General features: G+C 74.0%; 17 protein-coding genes. 8 read left to right on the forward strand and 9 right to left on the reverse strand.

Features of this window, described 5'->3' with window-relative positions; translation table 11 throughout:
- Positions 1 to 169 precede the first annotated feature (169 nt).
- Positions 170 to 1960: a beta-galactosidase family protein gene (locus ACFVGO_RS18300; RefSeq protein ID WP_380632806.1), complete on the reverse strand. Its 1791-nt coding sequence runs from the start codon at positions 1958 to 1960 to the stop codon at positions 170 to 172.
- 157 nt (positions 1961 to 2117) lie between these two features.
- A complete protein-coding gene (locus tag ACFVGO_RS18305) occupies positions 2118 to 2771 on the reverse strand; it encodes a hypothetical protein (RefSeq protein WP_380632808.1) in 654 nt (217 codons plus the stop codon).
- A gap of 236 nt (positions 2772 to 3007) precedes the next feature.
- On the opposite strand from ACFVGO_RS18305, the gene ACFVGO_RS18310 reads away from it, so the two are divergent.
- Positions 3008 to 4312 (forward strand): alpha/beta hydrolase family protein, encoded by a 1305-nt coding sequence (locus ACFVGO_RS18310; protein ID WP_380632811.1) that lies wholly within the window; start codon positions 3008 to 3010, stop codon positions 4310 to 4312.
- A 101-nt stretch (positions 4313 to 4413) separates the two neighbouring features.
- Here the strand turns inward: ACFVGO_RS18310 and ACFVGO_RS18315 are convergent, their stop codons facing one another.
- On the reverse strand, positions 4414 to 5157 hold the full coding sequence (locus ACFVGO_RS18315; RefSeq protein WP_380632813.1) for a class I SAM-dependent methyltransferase: 744 nt from the start codon (positions 5155 to 5157) through the stop codon (positions 4414 to 4416).
- Between the two features lie 363 nt (positions 5158 to 5520).
- Between ACFVGO_RS18315 and ACFVGO_RS18320 the strand changes: the two genes are divergently transcribed.
- The 4 genes from ACFVGO_RS18320 (at position 5521) to ACFVGO_RS18335 (ending at position 9301) form a co-directional block, all read left to right on the forward strand.
- Positions 5521 to 6531 (forward strand): metallophosphoesterase family protein, encoded by a 1011-nt coding sequence (locus ACFVGO_RS18320; protein WP_380632816.1) that lies wholly within the window; start codon positions 5521 to 5523, stop codon positions 6529 to 6531.
- 79 nt (positions 6532 to 6610) lie between these two features.
- On the forward strand, positions 6611 to 7321 hold the full coding sequence (locus tag ACFVGO_RS18325; protein ID WP_380632819.1) for a TetR family transcriptional regulator: 711 nt from the start codon (positions 6611 to 6613) through the stop codon (positions 7319 to 7321).
- 2 nt (positions 7322 to 7323) lie between these two features.
- A complete protein-coding gene (locus ACFVGO_RS18330) occupies positions 7324 to 8865 on the forward strand; it encodes an FAD-dependent monooxygenase (RefSeq protein WP_380632822.1) in 1542 nt (513 codons plus the stop codon).
- Between the two features lie 136 nt (positions 8866 to 9001).
- Positions 9002 to 9301 carry a hypothetical protein gene (locus ACFVGO_RS18335; RefSeq protein ID WP_380632824.1) on the forward strand — a complete coding sequence of 100 codons (300 nt, stop codon included), beginning with the start codon at positions 9002 to 9004 and terminating at the stop codon, positions 9299 to 9301.
- 145 nt (positions 9302 to 9446) lie between these two features.
- Here the strand turns inward: ACFVGO_RS18335 and ACFVGO_RS18340 are convergent, their stop codons facing one another.
- Positions 9447 to 10082, reverse strand: a complete 636-nt coding sequence (locus ACFVGO_RS18340; RefSeq protein WP_380632826.1) for a DUF4937 domain-containing protein — start codon at positions 10080 to 10082, stop codon at positions 9447 to 9449.
- 222 nt (positions 10083 to 10304) lie between these two features.
- Between ACFVGO_RS18340 and ACFVGO_RS18345 the strand changes: the two genes are divergently transcribed.
- The gene (locus ACFVGO_RS18345; RefSeq protein WP_380632829.1) at positions 10305 to 11327 is read left to right on the forward strand and encodes a GlxA family transcriptional regulator; all 1023 of its coding nucleotides are present in this window, start codon (positions 10305 to 10307) and stop codon (positions 11325 to 11327) included.
- Between the two features lie 34 nt (positions 11328 to 11361).
- Positions 11362 to 12114, forward strand: coding sequence for an MBL fold metallo-hydrolase (locus tag ACFVGO_RS18350; protein ID WP_380356974.1), 753 nt, complete (start codon positions 11362 to 11364; stop codon positions 12112 to 12114).
- A gap of 84 nt (positions 12115 to 12198) precedes the next feature.
- Here the strand turns inward: ACFVGO_RS18350 and ACFVGO_RS18355 are convergent, their stop codons facing one another.
- The 5 genes from ACFVGO_RS18355 to gcvPA form a co-directional block, all read right to left on the reverse strand.
- The gene (locus ACFVGO_RS18355; protein ID WP_380356976.1) at positions 12199 to 12852 is read right to left on the reverse strand and encodes a GntR family transcriptional regulator; all 654 of its coding nucleotides are present in this window, start codon (positions 12850 to 12852) and stop codon (positions 12199 to 12201) included.
- Positions 12853 to 12952: 100 nt separating this feature from the next.
- Positions 12953 to 13699 (reverse strand): SDR family NAD(P)-dependent oxidoreductase, encoded by a 747-nt coding sequence (locus ACFVGO_RS18360; protein WP_380632832.1) that lies wholly within the window; start codon positions 13697 to 13699, stop codon positions 12953 to 12955.
- A 20-nt stretch (positions 13700 to 13719) separates the two neighbouring features.
- A complete protein-coding gene (locus ACFVGO_RS18365) occupies positions 13720 to 14895 on the reverse strand; it encodes an NAD(+)/NADH kinase (RefSeq protein ID WP_359912005.1) in 1176 nt (391 codons plus the stop codon).
- On the reverse strand, positions 14892 to 16490 hold the full coding sequence (gene gcvPB, locus ACFVGO_RS18370; protein WP_380632835.1) for an aminomethyl-transferring glycine dehydrogenase subunit GcvPB: 1599 nt from the start codon (positions 16488 to 16490) through the stop codon (positions 14892 to 14894). The genes ACFVGO_RS18365 and gcvPB overlap by 4 nt, the downstream gene beginning before the upstream one ends.
- Positions 16487 to 17845 (reverse strand): aminomethyl-transferring glycine dehydrogenase subunit GcvPA, encoded by a 1359-nt coding sequence (gene gcvPA, locus ACFVGO_RS18375; protein ID WP_380632838.1) that lies wholly within the window; start codon positions 17843 to 17845, stop codon positions 16487 to 16489. The genes gcvPB and gcvPA overlap by 4 nt, the downstream gene beginning before the upstream one ends.
- A gap of 96 nt (positions 17846 to 17941) precedes the next feature.
- On the opposite strand from gcvPA, the gene ACFVGO_RS18380 reads away from it, so the two are divergent.
- Complete coding sequence (locus ACFVGO_RS18380; RefSeq protein WP_359912013.1) at positions 17942 to 19333, forward strand: sugar ABC transporter substrate-binding protein; 1392 nt, start codon at positions 17942 to 17944, stop codon at positions 19331 to 19333.
- Position 19334 lies beyond the last annotated feature (1 nt).

The following is a 19334-nucleotide window of genomic DNA, read 5'->3' on the forward strand; positions in this document are numbered from 1 at the left end:
AACCCCCCTGCTCAGGCTTCGACGTATCCCCCCACCCCCCTCCCCCCCTCAGCCCCCCTCCCTCTCCCCTCCCCCATGCCTCTCCCATCACCCGCTCTCCCTCCCTTCCTCCCCCCCGCAGACCACCCCCCCCCCCCCGGGCCGGTGGAGCGGGCCGGAGCCCGCAGGCTCAGTACTCGGAGCTGGGAGCGGCGGCGAGCGGCCCGAGGTCGGGCCGGTCGCGGAGCTCGATCTCCTCGCCGTGGCCGTCCAGTTCGAGCAGCACGAGCTCGTTGGCGCCCGCCCGCCACAGCGGAGCCGGGGCGTAGAGGGTCCGCTGCGGGCCCTGCGCGGAGTAGCGGCCGAGCAGGAAGCCGTTGAGCCAGAGCAGTCCGCGGCCCCAGCCGGGCAGGGCGACGAAGGCGTCGGCGGGCTCGGTGAGCGAGGCCTCGAAGCGGTGGAAGGCCGGGTCCGCGTCGACGGCCGCATCCGCCTCCTCGTAGCGCAGGCGGCCCAGGTCGGAGAGCGGCAGGGGGCGGATCTCCCAGTCGAACAGCCGCTGGTGGCCGTGGGAGACGCCGCGGCCGATGCCCTTGCGGTCGTCCAGCAGGGGGCCGTAGTTCACCCGGCCGAGCGCCTCGACCAGGATGTCCAGCACGACGCCCTGCGGCCCGACCTCCAGCGGCAGGGTGTCCGCCGGGGCGTCGCGGTGCAGGACGCCGAGCGGCCGGCCGTCCGCGAACACGTGGGCGCGGTCGCCGATGCCGTCGATGCGCAGCGGCATGGACGGCCGGGGGCCGGAGATCCGGGTGCGGTAGTGGATGAGGCCGAGCGACTGGCCGACCTTCTCCATGGGCTCGGGGACGGGGCTGCGCACCGGCTCGGACAGGGCGTCGAGGTTCGCCAGGAGCCGCGCGGAGGCGGCGCGGCGCCGGACGCGCTGCGGAGCGGCGCGCGGGACCGGCCCGGGCAGCTCGCCCTCGGGCAGGGGGAGGTACTTGCCGATGACGGCGCGGAAGGCGTGGAACTTCTCGGTGAGTTCGCCGGCCTCGCCGATCGGGGCGTCGTAGTCGTAGCTGGTGACGGTCGGCTGGTACCCGGTGTCGAACGGGCGGGTGCCGGTGTGGTTGGCGCCGGCCCAGAAGCCGAAGTTGGTGCCGCCGTGGGCCATGTAGAGGTTGACGGAGGCCCCGGTGGCGAGGAGGTCGTCCAGTGCCCGGGCGGACTCGGCGGCGTCGCGCACGTGGTGCGGCTCGCCCCAGTGGTCGAACCAGCCGATCCAGAACTCCATGGCCGTCAGCGGGCCCTCGGGCTGGTAGCGCCGCAGCACCTCGAACCGCTCGGCGGGCCGGGAGCCGAAGGTCGCCGTGGCGAGGTGGCCCGGAACGCCGCCGCCCTGCTGCATCGCGTCCTCCGCGCCGTCCGCCGTGAACAGCAGGCAGTCGACGCCGCGTTCGAGCAGGCCGTCGCGCAGGTGGAGGAGGTACGCGCGGTCGTTGCCGAAACTGCCGTACTCGTTCTCGATCTGCACGGCCACCACCGGGCCGCCCCGGCTCGCCAGCAGCGGCAGGATCTCGGGCACGACGGCGTCGAACCAGCCGTCCACCTCGGCCAGGTAGGCCGGGTCGGCGCAGCGCAGTCGCATCCCGTCGGCGGCGAGCAGCCGGGCCGGCAGGCCACCGAACTCCCACTCCGCGCAGATGTAGGGGCCGGGCCGCAGGATGACGTCGAGGCCCTGCTGCCGGGCGAGGCGGCTGAAGCGGGCGATGTCGCGCCAGCCGGTGAAGTCGAAGGCGCCGGAGGGCAGTTCGTGGAAGTTCCAGGGGATGTAGGTATCGACGGTGTTGGCGCCCATCGCGCGCAGCCGGCGCAGGCGGTCCTCCCAGAGGTCGGGATGGACGCGGAAGTAGTGCAGGGCACCGGAGACGACGCGGTGCGGCGCCCCGTCCCGGACGTACCCGGTTTCGTCGTGGTCGAGCATCAGGGGCCAGCTTTCTGAGGGCTGCGGGAGGGGAGGCAGGGTGGCTGCCACGATGATCGAGCGTACCCAGTTCGAGGACACTTGGAAAGCGCTTTCCCTCAGGGCTTGCCGATTGCCCGCGCGGTAGGTGCGGGGGAGGAGGCGAGCGGGGCCGGGGTCACTCCTCGAAGGTGAGCAGGGTCGCCACCGTGTTGCCCTCGGCGTCCAGGCACGCGGTCGTGTTCGACCCGTCCGGGTTCGCCAGGACGCCCAGCACGGTGCCGGTGCCGGCCTCGTCCGGGAGCATCAGCCAGCCGCGCGCGAAGTCGCCCTCGACCGGCTCCACCGGCCAGTCCGCCGGGTCGATCGAGGCGCTCCGGAGGACCTCGCGGAGGTTCTCCAGCGGCCGGCCGTCGCCCCCGGCGGCGCGCGCGTGCAGGGCGGCCCAGGCGCGCCGGAGCATCGGGATGGACGGTCCGATCCAGGTGGTGCCGGGGTCGGCGTGCAGCACGGCCAGGCCGGAGGGCGTCGCCACCCGGTCGCCCCATTCCTCCGTCCGGACCGGGACGGTCCCGCAGGGGTGCACCAGGGCGGCCACCGGGAGCTCGGGCGCGTCCTCGCGCGAGACCAGGTAGACCGGCGTGCCGCCGGGCCGCATCGGGAAGCCCGTGCTCTCCGGGCCCAGCGGGTCGTAGATCGTGCCGTGGTCGGCGGTCCCCCGGACCGGGCCGATCCGCTCGATCCGCCAGCCGTCGACGCTCCACCTCTCCTCGGACGGATCGGCCAGGGCCGTGATCAGTGCGGGCAGGTACTCGACATCGTCGTAGGACATCCGGTCTTCCCCAGAACTCGTAGGTGAGGGGGAGCGTAGAGCGTGCCGCCGACACCCCGCCCGGCGCGGGCCGGGGGGCGATCCGGGTCGCCACTCGCGGCCCGCCCGCCGCTCAGGGTGGAGGCCGGCTCGTCCGAGCGGCGGGTCCGCCCGGCGTGGCGGCTCCGACCTGCGGCTGAGCGGGCTACGCCGCGGGCAGGACGCGCCGGCGCCGGCGGCGAACCTAACGTGGCGTCATGTCGACAACTCCCCGGTGGCGGAGCGCCGCGCTGCTCGCCGTGCCCATCGCCGTCCTCCTCCCGCTGACCGGCCCACAGGCCGCTTCGGCCGCCTCCCCGACCGCCGGACCGCCTTCCGTCGCCACCTCGTCGCGCCCGCCCGTGTCCGTGCCCGTGGACGTGTCCGTGCCCGTGGAGGCGGGGGCGGACGTGGGCGTCGGCGCGGGCGCGGGCGCGGGCGCGGGCCTGGGCGCGGACGCGCAGGCGGACGTGGACGCGAAGGCCGGGGCGCCGCAGGTGCCCGCGCCCACCACGCACCGGCTGATCGGTGCCGCCTCGGTCCGCCTGGTGGACACCGGCCGGCACGACCCCTGGCGGCCGGACGCCGCCACCCGCGAACTGATGGCCACCCTCTGGTACCCGGCGCAGTCCGCGCGCGGCGGGCAACTGCCCTACCTCTCCCCGGAGATGTCCACCGCCCGGTACGGCACTCCGGACCTCGGCGCCGTCGGGACGGGGGTGCGGGTCCGCACGGTGCCCGCGCCCGGGCGGCACCCGTTGGTGGTGCTCTCGCCCGGCTTCGGCTTCGACCGCTCCTCGCTCACCGCCCTCGCCGAGGACCTCGCGGCCCGGGGTTACGCGGTGGCCGCGCTGGACCACACCTACGAGACGGCCGTGCAGTTCCCCGACGGGCGGATGGAGTCCTGCCTGATCTGCGACAAGGTGGACGACCGACTGGCGGCCGAGGTCATCCGCAGCCGGGCGAAGGACATCGCCTTCCTGATCGACCGGCTGACCGCGCCCGGCCCGGGGCTCGTCCGCGGGCTGCGGATCGACGCCTCCCGGATCGGCGCGGCCGGCCACTCCATCGGCGGCGCGAGCGCCGTCGAGGCGATGCGGGTGGACGGCCGGATCCGCGCCGCCGCCAACCTGGACGGCGACTTCTTCGCCCCGCTGCCGGCCGAGGGCCTCGCCCGCCCGGTGCTGCTGCTCGGTGCGCAGCGTCACGCCGGCGAGACCCCGACGGCGAACTGGGACGAGACCTGGCAGCACCTGACCGGGTGGAAGCGCTGGCTGGACCTGCCGGAGGGCGGGCATCTGTCGTTCTGCGACGTGCACTGGCTGGTGGACGCCCTCGGCATCCGTGACCAGGTGCCTCCCGACACCGCTCCGGGGCAGTACGGCAGCATCAAGGGTGCCCGCGCGCTCGCCGCCACCCGGGCGTACCTCGGCGCGTTCTTCGACCGGCACCTGCTCGACCGCCCGGGCCGACTGCTGGACGGACCCTCGGCGGCCTTCCCGGAGGTCCGCTTCGCCAAGTAGGGCACGGCCCCGACGGGTTGGACCCATGGCGGCCGCCGCCGACCCGCCTGCCGGTGGCGGCCGGTGGGGCCGGGGGCGGCCGTGGGGCCGGTGCGGCCGGGTCAGGCGCGGCAGCGCAGCATCTCCAGTGGCGGGTGCGCGAGGAGGTCCGCCCAGAACTCCCTGCCGAACGCGCGGATGCCGGCCTCGGACACGCCCAGCGGCACCCACTCCAGGGCGGTGAACCCGGCCGCCCGCAGGCTCTCCTCGTACACCTCGCGGCGGGGGGCCGCGCCCACGATGCTGATCGGCCGCGGGTCGAGGAGCGCCGTGACCCGCACCCGCGGACCCGTCTCGATCTCCCCACCGATCGGCTCGCAGCGGAACCCGTACTCCTCCAGGGACGGACAGTCGAACCGGTAGTCCGGCTTCTGGGCGAGGACGAAGAGTTCCCCGCCCGGCACCAGGCTCCGGTGGATGGCGCGGCACATCCGCTCCATCGCCGCGATGTCCTCGGCGTAGTTGAGGCACTGCACCGCCAGGGCGATGTCGAACTGCCGGTCGAGCGGGCGTAGTTCGGCCACGTCGCCGACCTCGTAGCGCACGTCCGGCGGGTCGCGCCGCTCGATCGCCCGCGCGGCGGCGATCATCTCGACGGAAATGTCGACACCGAGGACGTCGGTGGCGCCGCGTCGCTTGAACTCCCTGCTGTAGAAGCCGGTGCCGCACGCCAGGTCGAGGATCGACCGGCCGCTCACGTCCCCGACCAGGCCGAGGAAGCTCGGCACCTCCCCGTAGCGCGTCAACGGCAGGGCCTTGAACCCCTCGAACGCCTCGCCGATCCCGTCGTACTGCTGCACGCCCATGTGCCGCCCCCTCCGGTGCGTCGTCCTGTCCGTACGTCGTCCCGCGCGCGGCCGAACACGGCCTCCGGGCTCGGAGGCCCTGCCTGCCGGGCCGCGGTCCCGGCGGAAAGTCTCCTCCGCGCCCGTCCACGGCCGTACTGGCGGATGACACAAAGAAGTCGGCCGGGCGGCGGGGTTCACAGGAGCGGGCGACCCGGTTCGCCGGGTCGGGCTCGGCCGCTCGGCCCCGGACGGCCCGCGCAGGGCCTGCCCGACAGTGCCCGTTCACCTGGCCGCCCACTTGGTCGCCTATTGATAACGGGTCTGGTCCGAAGCGCGCGGCCGAGGTCCCTCGATCCCGTGCGACAGCCGAAAGGAAAGACCATGGAACGCAGGACCCTGCTCGGCGCGACCGCCGGGGCACTGGTGCTCGGAGGCCTCGCCCAGGGGACCGCCGAGGCGGAACCCGCCGACGGCGGCGGCCTGGTGAGCACCTTCAACGTCATCAGTGACATTCAGGGCGATCTCGGCGACTTCGCCCAGGCGCTGAAGGACATCCGGGCCACCAACCCGCACGCGTCGGGCCTGGCCGTCGCCGGGGACATCACGCCGCGCGGCTACGACTTCGAGTACGCCGACGTGCGGAAGGTGCTGGAGCAGGGGCCCAAGCCCCGCGAGGTCGCCTGGGCCATCGGCAACCACGAGTTCTACGTCCCCAAGTGGGCCGACCCGAACACGCTCGCCCAGAGCACCTGGCCCAACGGCACCACCGAGGAGTCCCTCTTCCGCGGCTTCTACCGCTTCGCCGAGCGGTCCACGATCTACGCGGAGACCACCTTCGGCGGCATCCCGGTCCTGACCCTCGGCACCGAGCGCTACATGAAGTACCACGACAACTCCCTGTGGGACGAGGTGTGGATCAGCGACGCGCAGTTCCAGTGGCTGGAGGAGCGCCTGCAGTACTGGGCGCGGCGCCGGAAGCCGGTCATGGTGATCACCCACCACCCGCTGCCCGACACCGTCTCCGGTACCCGGAGCAAGATCTACATGGGCGACTACCTCCAGCCCGACCGCCTCCTCGGCCTCCTCGGGCGCCACCGCGACGTGTTCCTCTTCAGCGGCCACACCCACTGGGACCTGACCCTCTCCGACTGGTACGTGCGCCGCGTCGTGCCGGGCACCGCCAACCTCGACGGCTTCTCGGTGGTCAACACCGGCGCGGTGCAGACCGGTTTCGCCGACAACGGGCAGGGCGGCGAGGTCACCGTCCCCGGGCACTTCAACCAGGGGCTCCAGGTGGACGTGTACCGGGACCGGGTCGTCATCAGGGCGCGCGACTTCGCGACAGGCGCCTGGATGAAGCGGATATCCGTGCCGCTGTCCACGCGGATCTGACCCGCGGGCCCTCGGGCCCGAAAAACTTGCCGCCGCAGAAACATTGCTGTGGCGGCAAATTTCGTCCTACGCTGCTCGCATGGCACCTGCACCTGAGGCCCGTACCACCGGGCAGCCCGGACTCCGCGAGCGCAAGAAGCGGGAGACCCGGGTCGCGCTGAGCCGGGCGGCGATCCGGCTCTGCGTCCTGCACGGCTGGGACGCCGTGACGGTCGATCAGATCGCCGCCGAGGCCGACGTCTCGGTGCGCACCTTCCGCAACTACTTCGCCGGCAAGGCCGAGGCGATCGCCGCCAGTCACCTGGAGCGGATGCTCCGGGTCGCCGACGACCTGCTCGCCCGCCCGGCCGACGAGCTGCTCTGGGACTCGCTGCTCCGGGCCGTGCTGGGCCAGTTCGCGCCGCTGGAAACCTCCGGTGCCGACAACTCCGCCGCGCAGAGCGAGCGTTGGCGCGAGGGGGTGCGGCTGATGCTGGCCGAACCGGCGCTGGCCGGCGAGATCGTCAAGGCCAACGCCGCCGCCCAGCAGGAGCTGGCCGAGGCCGTCGCACGGCGCACCGGGACCGACGCCGAACGCGACGTCTACCCGAAGCTGGTGGCGGCCGTGATCGGGGCCGCCAGCGCGGTGGCCGTCGAGCACAGCCTTCGCGCCGACGATCCCGTGCCGCTCGGCACGGTCCTGGCCCAGGTCTTCGAGCAGGTCGCCGCCGGCCTGCCCGTCCCGTGGCGAGCGGCGGCGACCGGCTCGCCCGCGGTGCCACCTCTTCCCGTTCGCACCAAGGAGACGTGACCGTGACAGCCGACGTGATCATCGTGGGTGGCGGCCCGAACGGGCTGATGCTGGCCTGCGAACTCAGCCTGGCCGGCATTCGCCCGATCGTGCTGGAGCAGCTCCCGCAGCCCAGCACCGAACCCAAGGCCAACGGCCTGCTCGGCCAGGTGGTGCGCCTGGCCGACCACCGCGGCCTGTACGAGCCGCTCAGCGGCAGCCCGGAGCCTCCGCGGCCGAACTCCGCGTACTTCATGTTCGCCGCCATGGGCCTCGACCTCGGCCGGTTGGACGCCAGCCCGGTCTTCGGCCTGGCCGCCCCGCAGCACCGCATCGTCGAGGTCCTGGAGGAACGCGCCCGCGCCCTCGGCGTCGACCTGCGGCGCGGGTACCGGGTCGGCGCCGTCGCCCAGGACGAGGAGGCCGTCACCCTCGACGTCACCGGTCCCGACGGCGACCAGCGGATGCGCGCCCGCTGGGTGGTCGGCGCGGACGGCGCGCACAGCGTGATCCGCAAGGGGAGCGGCATCGGGTTCCCCGGAGTCAGCTACGACCGCCGCACCAACCGCACCGTCCACGCCACCGTCCCCAGCGACTGGATCGACCCCGTCAACGGCGCCCTCACCATCCCCGGCCACGGACCCGTCCTGCCCTTCCTGCCCCACCGCGCCGAACGGGGCGGCTTCTCCTACGCGCCGTTCCCCGGGCAGCCGCCGCTGATCAGCACCACCGAGTGGGACCAGGTCGCGACGGACGAGCCGATGACCCTGGCCGAAATGGAGTCGAGCATCCGCCGGGTCCTCGGCGTCGACCTGCCGCTCGGCCCGCCGGACGGCGCCGGCCCGCACGTGCTGCGGCGGTTGACCGGCGGCAACACCCGGGTCGCCGACCGGTTCCGCGACGGCCGGGTCCTGCTGATCGGTGACGCCGCCCATGTCTACACCTCCGGCGGCGGCCCCGGGCTGAACCTCGGCCTGCAGGACGCCGCCAACCTCGGCTGGAAACTCGCCGCCGTGCTGCGCGACACCGCCCCGACCGGTCTGCTCGACAGCTACGACACCGAGCGCCGCCAGGCCGCCCGCCGCATGGTGCTCAACGCCGAGGCGCAGTCCGCGCTCACCGCACCGGGAAGCGACACGACCGCCCTGCGCGAACTCTTCGCCGAGCTGCTCGCCCACAAGGAGGTCGTCCAGCACCTCGCCGACCTCACCGCGGGCACCGACGTGCGCTACGACATGGGCATCACCGATCCCCACCCCGCAGTCGGCCGGTTCGCACCGGAGCTGGAGCTGACCACCGGGACGGGGAAGGCCAGGATCGCCGAACTCGCCCGAAGCGCACGGCCGTTGCTGATCGACCTGACCGAGGACCAGTCGCTGGCAGCCGCACTGGCGGAGGACCAGGACGCCGTCGAGGTCGTCGTCGCGAAGGGCGGCCCGGCCGGCCTCACCGGTCTGCTGATCCGACCCGACGGCTACGTGGCCTGGGCCGGCGGCTCACCCCGCCCCGACCCGGCCGAACAGGCCGAGCTGCGGACGGCCGTCGGGCGCTGGTTCACGGTCTGACCAGCAGCGGCAGCAGCCGCAGCCGCCCGGCGCTGCCGGGGTTCCCCAGCGATTCGCCGGCCGCCGTTACGGGCCGCCCGGGGTGGGTAGGCGCGACCGGGCGAGGGGGGCCGAGACCAGGACGAAGGGGGTCCCCATGCTGCTGCTGGGACTTCTGCTGATGGCGGCGTCCGGCGCGTTCGTCGGACTGCTGATCGCGGACAACCTCTCCGGTGGGCCCGACTACCAGGTGACGATCCTGGGCAACAACCTGGTGGCGCTGAACAGCCTGAGCATCTTCCTGGCCGGGGTGGCGCTGGCGCTGCTCTTCTGCCTCGGCCTCGCGTTGATGCGGCTGTCCCGGCGGGCCCCGCGACGGACCCGGCCGGCCCCCATCGATCCGGAGCGGCGGACCGCCGCACCGGGCGGCGGGATGCGGCACCCACCCGGGCACTGAGCACCCACCGGGGCCGACGGGGGCGCTCCCGTCGGCCCCGGCCACCGACTCCACCCGCCCCGCCGGGCGGCCCCGGCCGGCACGTCCGCCGCGCCCGCGTGTCGATCAGTCCGACCGGCGCGTTCTTGCCGGACATGGCGGTGGTTCAGGCGTCGGCCCCGATGTGCCAGGACGGTTCGAGGGGGAGCAGGTGGCCCGTCAGGGTGTGGACGTCGGTGGGGACGCCGGCGCGGGCGAGCAGGGCCGGGAGGTGGTGGGTGGTGTAGGCGTGGTGGGCGGCGGGGGTGGTCCAGAGGGTGGTGACGAGGTGGCGCTCGGGGGTGAGGCGGGTGACGGTGCCGCCCAGCATGCCGTCCGCCGCCGCCATGCCCGGGGCCCAGAGCTCGCGCTGGACGTCGAGGAAGTGGTCGGCGCGGCCGGGGTGGAGCCGGCAGTCGGCGGCGCGCAGGACGGTGGCGCGGGCGAGGGCGGCGGGGAGGGAGGGGGCCGCGCCCGGCATGGTGAGGACGACCGGGCCGGTGGCGACCTCGATCCCCGTGCAGCTGGAGCGCTGGTCGGCGTGGGCGGCGGCGCGGTCGTGGCGCTCGCGCATGAAGCGGGTGTACGCGGGCTCGTCGCTCCACAGGGCGAGCAGCAGGGCGCGGTCGGCGCCGGGTGCCCAGCCGCCGGTCTGGCCGACCAGGCCCGGCTGGTCGGAGATCGCCGACCAGCGGCGCTGGCCGGCGGCGAACGCCTCGCGTGCTCCGGGTCGAACCCGGCAGTCGATCCACTTGCCGATCATGCGGGCCATCATGCTTCGGGGAGGCGGCGGAGAGGCAATCGGGCGTTGGTCCCGGGGGTGGTCGGACCAGGGGCGTAGGGCCTCGCCGGGGGCCGTGTCCTGATGCGGCGCTGACGGGATGCGGCGCTGGCCGGATGCGGTGCTGTCCGGATGCCCGTGCTGTCCGGATGTTGCAGAGTCCCGTCATTGCCGCCATCACTGCCGCCGGGCGAGAGTGTGGGCATGAACGACGCACCCCGCCTGCCGCATCTGGTCGTGATCCCGGTGTTCCCCGGAGTGAACGCGCTGGACGTGACCGGGCCCGCCGAGATCCTCGCGCTGGCCGGGCGGCTGCTGCCGCCCGGGCGGCCGGGGTACGAGGTGCGGGTGTGCGCGGAGCGGAGCGGGCCGGTGGAGACCTTCTCCGGGGTGCCGCTGTACGTGACCGACACCCTGGCCGAGCAGCGGGTGCGGCCGGACACGGTGCTGGTGCCGGGGCGGGTGGACCTGGGCCGGGACGGGCCGGTGCCGCGGGTGGACCCGGCGGTGGTCGCCTGGCTGACGGAGGCCGGTCCTCGGGCCGGGCGGATCGCCTCGGTGTGTGCGGGCGCGCACGTGGCGGCGGCGGCCGGACTGCTGGACGGGCATCGCGCGACCACCCATTGGGCGACCGCCGAGCGGCTGGCCGCCGACCATCCGGCCGTCGAGGTGGACGCCGACCCGGTGTTCATCCGCTCCGGACGGTTGTGGACCAGCGCGGGCCTGACCACCTCCATGGACCTCACCCTCGCCCTGGTCGCCGAGGACCACGGCGACGACCTGGCCCTGCAGATCGCGCGGATCATGGTCATGTACCTCCAACGCCCGGGCGGACAGAGCCAGTTCAGCGTGCCCCTGGCGCACCGTACGGGCGGCCGGGCGGACCTGGGCGGCCTGCGCCGCTGGATCGCCGAGCACCTGGACGCCGATCTGTCGGTGTCCGTGCTCGCCGGGCGACTCGCCATGAGCGAACGGCATTTCGCCCGGGTCTTCCGTGCGGAGACCGGTACCACCCCCGGCTCCTACGTGGAGGAGCTGCGCCTGGAGGCGGCCCGCCGGCTGCTGGAGCGCAGTGACCATCCGCTGCCCGGGGTCGCCCGGTCCTGCGGCTTCGGTTCCGTGGAGACCTTGCACCGGGTGTTCAGGGACCGGCTGTCCACCACTCCGGGGGAGTACCGGCGCCGGTTCCGGATCCCGGCGACGAATACCGATCGACCTAATGACTGACTGAGCGTCAATTCACCATGAGGGAAGGAACACTGTGAGGATCAAGGCCACGCACATCGGAACCGCGACGGTCCTGCTGGAGGTCGGCGGTCTGCGGCTGCTCACCGATCCGGTCTTCGACCCGGCCCCCGCCGAGTACCGGCACGATCCGGTGGTCCTGCGCAGCACCCGGGGCCCGGCGACGGGTGTGCACGAGCTGCCGCCGGTGGACGCCGTGCTGCTCAGCCACGACGAGCACCCCGACAACCTGGACGCCACCGGCCGTACCCTGCTCGCCGGGCGCCCGGTGCTGACCACGGTCGGCGGGGCGGCCCGGCTCGGTGGCGGCGCGCTCGGGCTGGCGCCGTGGCAGACCCGGGACCTCACCGTGGACGGCCGCACCCTGCGGGTGACCGGCACGCCCGGTGTGCACGGTCCGGTCGGGGAGGTCACCGGGTTCGTGGTCGAGGTGCCGGGCGAACCGGAGGCGCTGTACGTCTCGGGCGACACCGTCCACATCCCCGAACTGGACGAGGTGGGGCGGAGGTTCCGGATCGGCACGGCGCTGCTGCACCTCGGCGCCGCCCGCATCGAGGCCTTCGGCGGCGGCGAGCTGATCACCATGGACGCGGCGCAGGCCGCCGCACTCACCGCCTCGCTCGGAGCCCGCCGGGTCGTGCCCGTCCACTACACCTCGTGGCAGCACTTCACCGAGGGGCGGACGGAGACCGCCGCACGGTTCGCGGCGGCGGGCCTGGCCGACCGGCTGCACTGGCTCACCCCGGGCGTCGCCGAGGTGCTCGACTGACGAGCGGACCGGGTTCAGGGCGCCGGGTTCAGAGCAGCGGGTTCAGGGCGCCCGGTTGGGAGCCCCGGGTTGAGGGCGCCGGGTTCAGAGCGCGGCGACCGGGGGCAGGCGGTCCAGGATGCGTTCCATGCCGCTGGTCCAGTTGGCCTCCAGCGCGGTGACGGCCTGGTCGACGTCGCCTTCGAGCAGGCACTGGGCGATCCGCTCGTGCTCCTCGGCGGCGCGTTCCAGGATCTCGTGGTCGCCGACCACCACCCGCTCGTAGCGGTGCAGGGTGAGTTTCAGCGACTCGATCATCTCGCGCAGCCGGGCGTTGGCGCAGCCGGAGAGCAGCAGGGCGTGCCAGGCGTCGTCGTGGCGCTCTATGGTGCCGTGCGGGGCCTGGGGGGCGGAGAAGGCGCGGGCCTCGGCGAGCAGCCTGGGGGCGATCTCGGCCAGGTGGGCCGGGTCGGAGGTGCGCAGGGCCAGCGACTCCAGGGCGATCACGATCGCGGTGAGGTCGAGGAACTCCTGTTTGCCGGTCGGGGCGAAGCGGAAGCCCTTGCCGCGCTCGCTGGTGATGATGCCCTCGCGTTCCAGGCTGATCAGGGCCTCGCGCAGGGGGGTTCGGCTGACGCCCAGTTCCTCGGCGAGCTGGACCTCGTTGATCGACTCGCCGGGGGTGAACCGGCCGCGGCCGAGCTGCTCCAGGAGTTCGTCCTTCACCTGCTCGCGCAGCGGCCGCCGCTCGATCGCCATCAAACGTCCCTTCTTCCTCGGTCCGTAGCGTACCGGCCGGGCGACGCGTGCCGTCGCCCGGCCGTCGTACGGGGTTGCGGTGCTGTACGGTTCGCGGGCGTCAGGCGGTGCCGGCGCCGTCCACGGCGATGACCGCGCCGCTGACGAAGGCGGCGGCGTCGCTGGCCAGGAAGGCCACGGTCTGGGCGATGTCCCGGGGTTGGCCGATCCGGCCGAGCGGGCGGTCGGCGGCGTCGGTGTAGAAGGCGTCCGGGTTCTCGCCCAGCTGGCGGGCCTCCTCGGCGAGCATGCCGGTGTCGGTGTCGCCCGGGCAGACGCAGTTGACCCGGATGTTGTCCGGGCCGTGGTCGATGGCCATCGCCCGGGTCATGTTGACCACGGCGCCCTTGGAGGCGCAGTAGGAGACGGCCCGGCCGCCGCCCCTGATGCCCCAGCCGGAGCCGGTGTTGACGATGCTGCCGCCGCCGTTCGCGGCCATCAGCGGCACCACGAGTCCGCTGAGAAGCATGATCGAGCGGACGTTGACGGCCATCACCAGGTCCCAGTCCTCGTCGCTGATCCCGGTGACGGTGGAGCGGCGGATGATGCCGGCGTTGTTGAACAGCACGTCGATGCCGCCGTGCTGTTCGACGGCGGTGCGCACGGCCTGCTCGCAGTCGGCGCGCCGGGAGACGTCGCAGCGGACGAAGGTGCCGCCGATCTCCTCGGCGGCCCGTTCGCCGCGTTCGGTGTCGAGGTCGGCGAGGACGACGGCCGCGCCGAGTTCGGCGAGCAGGGCGGCGGTGGCCCGGCCGATCCCGGAGGCGGCGCCGGTGACGATCGCGCGCTTGCCGTGCAGGTCGATCATGGGGAACTCCTCTACAGGGGTCAGGCGGAGAGTCGGTACACGGCGCCGGAGCGGCGGCCGGTGATCACCCGGACGTGGCCGGCGAGGGCGTCGTCCAGGTCGGGGTCGCCGGTGTCGAGCAGCAGCGGGCGCCCGGCCAGGGCGGCGAGCTTCGCCTCGGTGGCGAGCACCAGCAGCCTCTCCCGGCCCGCGGCGCGCAGCAGTTCGGGGGTGAGCTGCTGGTTGCCGCGGCCGAGCAGGAAGCCCTGGCCGCCGATCGGGGAGAGGACGATGTGGGGGGTGGTGGGCAGGGCGCGCAGCTGGTCGGCCCGGGCGTCGCGGATCAGGATCCGGGCGGCGGTGGCGAGGCCGTCGGAGCGGCCGGGCCCGAGGGCGCTGCCGGGGCCGAGCCGCAGCAGGTCGACGCCGGTCAGGCTGGCGCCGGGCGCGCCGAGCGCGGTGGCCACCGCGTGGGTGGTGCTGCCGGGTCCGAGGAGCAGCAGCCCGCCGGGGCCGACCCGTTCGGCGACCTCGGCGGCGAGGCCGGCGGGTGTCCCCGGGTCGGGTCCGGAGCTGCCGGTCTTGCGCTGCTGCACCCGGGCGGGCAGCACCGGGACGGTCAGCCGGCCGTGGAGCCGGGCGGAGACCCGGCCGGCCCGCAGCGCGGCCTCGTCCCGGTCCACCACCTCGGCGTCCTCCAGGCGCACGCCCCGGCCGGTGGCCCAGGCCGCCGCGACCTCGGCGGCGGCCCGGGGGTGGACGGCGAACACGGCGGAGTGCATCTTGACCCCGGCCGGGATGCCGAGCACGGGCAGGCGGGGCTCGGGCCCGAGGGCGTCCAGGACGTCGCGGGCGGTGCCGTCGCCGCCGCAGAACAGCAGCAGTCCGGCGCCGGCCGCGACGAGGGCGCGCACCGCGGCCCGGGTGTCGCCGGCGGTGGTGTCCGCCGCGCCGGGCCGGTGGACGACGCGTGCGGTGCGGCCGGCGGCCCGGGCGGCGTCGGCGCCCATCGTGCCGTCGGCCGTGATCAGCTCCACGTCGGGCGGCAGCCGCCGGAGGGTCAGCGCGGCCCGGGCGACGGCCTGCGGGCGGGCTCCGAGCGCCAGGGCCCGTCGCTGGACCTCGGCGCCGTCGCTGCCCTTGAGGCCGACCCGGCCGCCGAGACCGGCGACCGGGTTGACCACGAGCCCGATCCGGGCGCTCGGGGCGGTGGTCACGGCTGCTCGCCGAGGACCTTGCGGCGGTAGGCGCGCCAGCTGACCGCCCAGACCGCCGGGTCGTCCAGCGGCTCGTGCCGGATCCGGTGCACGGTGGAGTTGTGCGGCGCGGTGCGCACGGTCTCCGGGTCCTCGTACGCCTCGCGGGCGACCTCGGCGAGGATCGCCGCGTACTCGTCGAGGTCGGCCCGGGAGTAGGACTCGGTGGGCTCCAGGGTCATCGGCTCGGGGACGACGTACGGGTGGTGGCTGGTCCAGTAGTGGGTGCCGAAGTCGGCGGCGCGGTAGCCGAGGTCCTCGCTGTGCAGGCCGGTGTCCTCGTTGAGCTGCTGCCAGCTGTAGCGGACCTGTTCGACCCGGGGGCGCCCCTCGGCGTAGGGGACGGAGACGCCGCGGATCTGCCGGACCCGGTGCAGCAGGTAGTTGTTGTTGAGGACGGCGGTCTCGGCGGCCGCGCGCAGCCCTTCGGCGCCCAGGGCCGTGATCCAGGCGTAGGCGCGCACCAGGTTCGGGACGACGCCCAGGTAGGGGCGGATCTTGCCGATCGAGTCCGGCCGGTCGTCGTCCAGGACGTACCGCTCGCCGTCGAACTCGACGGTGGGGCGCGGCAGGTAGGGCGCCAGCTCGGCGGTGACGCCGCAGGCGCCGGCGGCCGGGCCGCCGCAGGCGTGCGGGGTGGAGAAGGTCTTGTGCAGGTTGAAGTGGCACAGGTCGAAGCCGGCCTCGCGGGCCCGGGTGATGCCGAGGATGCCGTTGGCGTTGGCCTGGTCGTAGGCGCACAGGCCGCCGGCCTCGTGGACGATCCGGACGAACTCGGCGATCCGGGGGTTGTAGATGCCGGTGTCCTCGGGGTTGGTGATGAGCAGTGCGGCGGTGCGCGGGCCGACGGCGGCGCGCAGCGCCTCGATGTCGGGGTAGCCGTCGGCGTCGGGGTGCAGGGTGATCACCCGGAAGCCGGCGGTCTTGGCGCAGGCGGCGTTGGAGGGGTGGGAGAAGGCGGTGGTGATGATCTCGTCGCGCTGCTCCAGCTCGCCGCGCGCGGCGTGGTGGGCGCGGATCACCGAGACGTTGGTCCAGATCGCCGCCGAGCCCGCGCCGGGCTGGAGGCTGACCCGGTCCATGCCGGAGATCTCCTTGAGCAGCTGCTCCAGCCGGTGGACGAGTTCGAGGACGCCCTGGACGGTGGAGGCGTCCTGTGCGGGGTGCAGGGCGGCGATCCTGGGGTCGCGGACGAAGGTGTCGTTGACCTTGGGGCTGTACTTCATGGTGCAGGTGCCCTGGCCGACGTCGACGTTGAGGTCGGCGCCGAGGTTCTCCTGGGAGAGCCGCAGGTAGTGCCGGAGCACCTGTTGCTGGCCGAGTTCGGGCAGGGCGGGCGGGGCGCTGCGGCGCAGTGCGGCGGGCAGCCGTTCGGCCGGGTCGCCGACGGCGGCGGTGACGGCGGGCTCGGGCAGCGGGGGCAGGACGCCGCGCTCGCCGGGCGCGCCGAGCTCGAAGATCAGCTTCTCGTCCCAGCGGGCCTGGTGGAAGCGGCGCAGGGCGGGTTTGGGGGCGATCCGCGGGTCCACGGACCCGGTGTTCGGGTGGTTCGTCACTTGACGATCTCCTCAAGCGCGTCGGCGAGGCGGTCGATGTCGGCCCGGGTGTGCAGCTCGGTCACGCAGTAGCGGCCCTCGTGGGGGCCGGCCGGGGTGCCGCCGTGCAGGCCGTGGGCGAGCAGCGCCTCGGAGATCTCGGCGGCGGTGCGCTCGCCGGTGTAGCGGACGGTGAAGTCGGCGAAGTGCACGGCCCGCGGGTCCGCCAGGTCGATGCCGGGGACGAGGGCGAGGCGTCGGCGGGCGTAGGCGGTGTTGGCGAGGATCGTCGCGCCGACCTCCCGCATGCCGTGCGGGCCCATCAGCGCGAGGTAGACCCCGGCGGCGATGCCGTGCAGGGCGGCGGCGGTGCCGACCCACTCCTTGCCCTCCTCGCGCAGCGCGAAGGAGGTGCGCTCGTAGGCGACGTCGCCGAAGCCGTACTCGCCGGGGACGTCGGTGGGGGTGAGCCCGAACAGCCGGCTGGGGTACTCGGCGACCAGGCGTTCGTCGTCGGCGCTGCCGATGAAGCCCGCGTTGCCGCCGCCGTAGCCGGGGTGGATGCCGAGCGGCTGGAGGTCGCCGCAGGTGAGGTCGGCGCCGAGTTCGGCGGGCGGGGTGAGCACGCCGAGGCTGATCGGGTTGACGTGGACGACGGCCAGCGCCCCGGCGCCGTGGGCGAGTTCGATGTACTGCGGCAGCTCGTGGTCCACCAGGCCGTCGTGGTCTGTGAGTTGGGCGTAGACGGCGGCCGCGTCGCCCTCGGCCAGGGCCGCCCGGACGGCGGCGGGCTGGGCGGGGACGGGCACCAGCTCGTGGACGCCCCGGACGTAGTCGTGGACCCGGGAGAGCCGGTCCGGGTCGATCGCGCCGACCAGCACCAGCCGGCGCCGCCCGGTGACCCGTCCGGCCATCCGCAGCGCCGTGGCGGCGGCCTGGAAGCCGTCGTACGTCGGCACGTTGACGACGTCGACGGCCAGCAGCTCGGCCATCAGCGACTGGTACTCCCACAGCGCCTGGAAGCGGCCGTGGTCCTCGTACGGCTCGCCCGCGTAGGCGGTGAGGAACTCGCTGCGGTTGACGATCTCGTCCACCACGGCGGGTACGTGGTGGCGGTAGCAGCCGGCGCCGAGGAAGCTGCGGCCCGGCGGGACGGCGGTGTTGCGGGAGAGCAGCTCCTCCATGTGGGCGACCAGTCGGGCCTCGGAGCCGAGCGGCTCGGGCAGTCGCAGCGGGCGGTCCAGCCGGAGGGCGGCGGGGATGTCGGCGTAGAACTCCTCGACGTCCTGGGCGCCGACCGCCGCCAGCATCGCTTTCCTCACCTGCGGGGCGGAGTTGGGGATGTACGGGTGGGTTCGGGGGACGCGTGTGCTCATGCTGGCACCTTCCGCGATTTCAGTCACAAGCCTTGACGGGGTTGTGAATGCTGAGTTCTGTATACAGCATTCGGCATTCACCAGTCGGGAGGCAAGATGTCCGCAGAAACCCGGCACGAAAAACATCCCCAACTCGCCCTCGACCAGGGCGGATTCAGGTCGGGCCCGGCACGCCGCCGGATCCTCGCCGCCGGACTCGCCGGCGGCGCCCTGCTGTTGGCCGGCGCCACCGGCTGCGCGACCGGCGGTGCCGGCGGCACCAGCGCCAAGCAGCTCACCGGCAGCCCGGGCGCCACCCTCGCCGGGAAGGTCACCATCTGGTCCTGGGACGTCGCCGCCAAGGCCATGCAGCGGCTCGGCAAGGTCTTCGAACAGGCCCACCCCGGAACGACCGTCGAGGTGGTGGACATCGGCTACGACAACGCCTACGACAAGATCACCGTGGGCCTCGGCGCCGGCAGCGGCCTGCCCGACATCCTCACCGTCGAGGGCCACAAACTCCCCACCTACATCGGCAACTTCCCGAACGCCCTGGTCGACCTCACCAGCCGCGCCGCCGACCTCAAGTCCCAGTATCCGCAGGCCTCCTGGCGCACCGTGACGGACATCGAGGGCCGGGTCCTCGCGCTGCCCTGGGACAGCGGGCCGTGCGCCCTGTTCTACCGGCGCGACCTCTTCCAGCAGGCCGGCATCGACCCGGCGGGCCTCGCCACCTGGGACGACTACGTCAGCGCCGGCACCGCCCTCAAGGCCGCCACCGGCAGGAAGCTGCTCATCCTGGACGCCAAGCAGGACAGCCTCTTCGCCATGCTGCTCCAGCAACAGGGCCAGCGCTGGTTCACCGACGGCAAGGTGGCCGTCGCCACCCCCGCCGCCGAACGCGCCCTCACCCTGCTGAAACAGCTCGTCGACCGCGACCTGGTGGACTTCGAGAACGGCTGGGACGGGTTCGTCTCCGGCACCCACGACGGCAAGGCCGCCACCACCCCCACCGCCGCCTGGTGGGACGGCACCCTCACCACCGAAATGGCCGACCTCAACGGCAAGTTCGGCGTCGTCCCACTGCCCGCCTTCACCCCCGGCGGCACCCGCACCTCCAACAGCGGCGGCTCCACCCTGTGCGTCACCGCGCAGAGCCGGAACCCGGAGACGGCCTGGGCGTTCCTCTCCTTCCTGCTCGCCGACAAGGCCAACCAGGCCTCGATGATGCAGCACGAAGGCCTCTTCCCCGCCTACCTCCCCGCCCTGGACGACCCGTACTTCCAGCAGCCCTCCCCCTACTACGGCGGCCAGCCCGCCATGCGGCTGTTCGCCGGACTCACCCGCGACATCCCCGCCGTCGAGCTCACCGCCGACGACTCCAAGGCCGGCGACATCGTCACCAGCGCCGTCAACCAGGTGCTGCACAACGGCGCCGACCCGGGCACCGTGCTGCGCTCCGCCGCCCGCCAGATCGCCACCGCGACCGGCCGCCAAACGGTCGCGTAGG

Source organism: Kitasatospora sp. NPDC057738, assembly GCF_042798815.1.
Classification (GTDB): domain Bacteria; phylum Actinomycetota; class Actinomycetes; order Streptomycetales; family Streptomycetaceae; genus Kitasatospora; species Kitasatospora lactacystinica.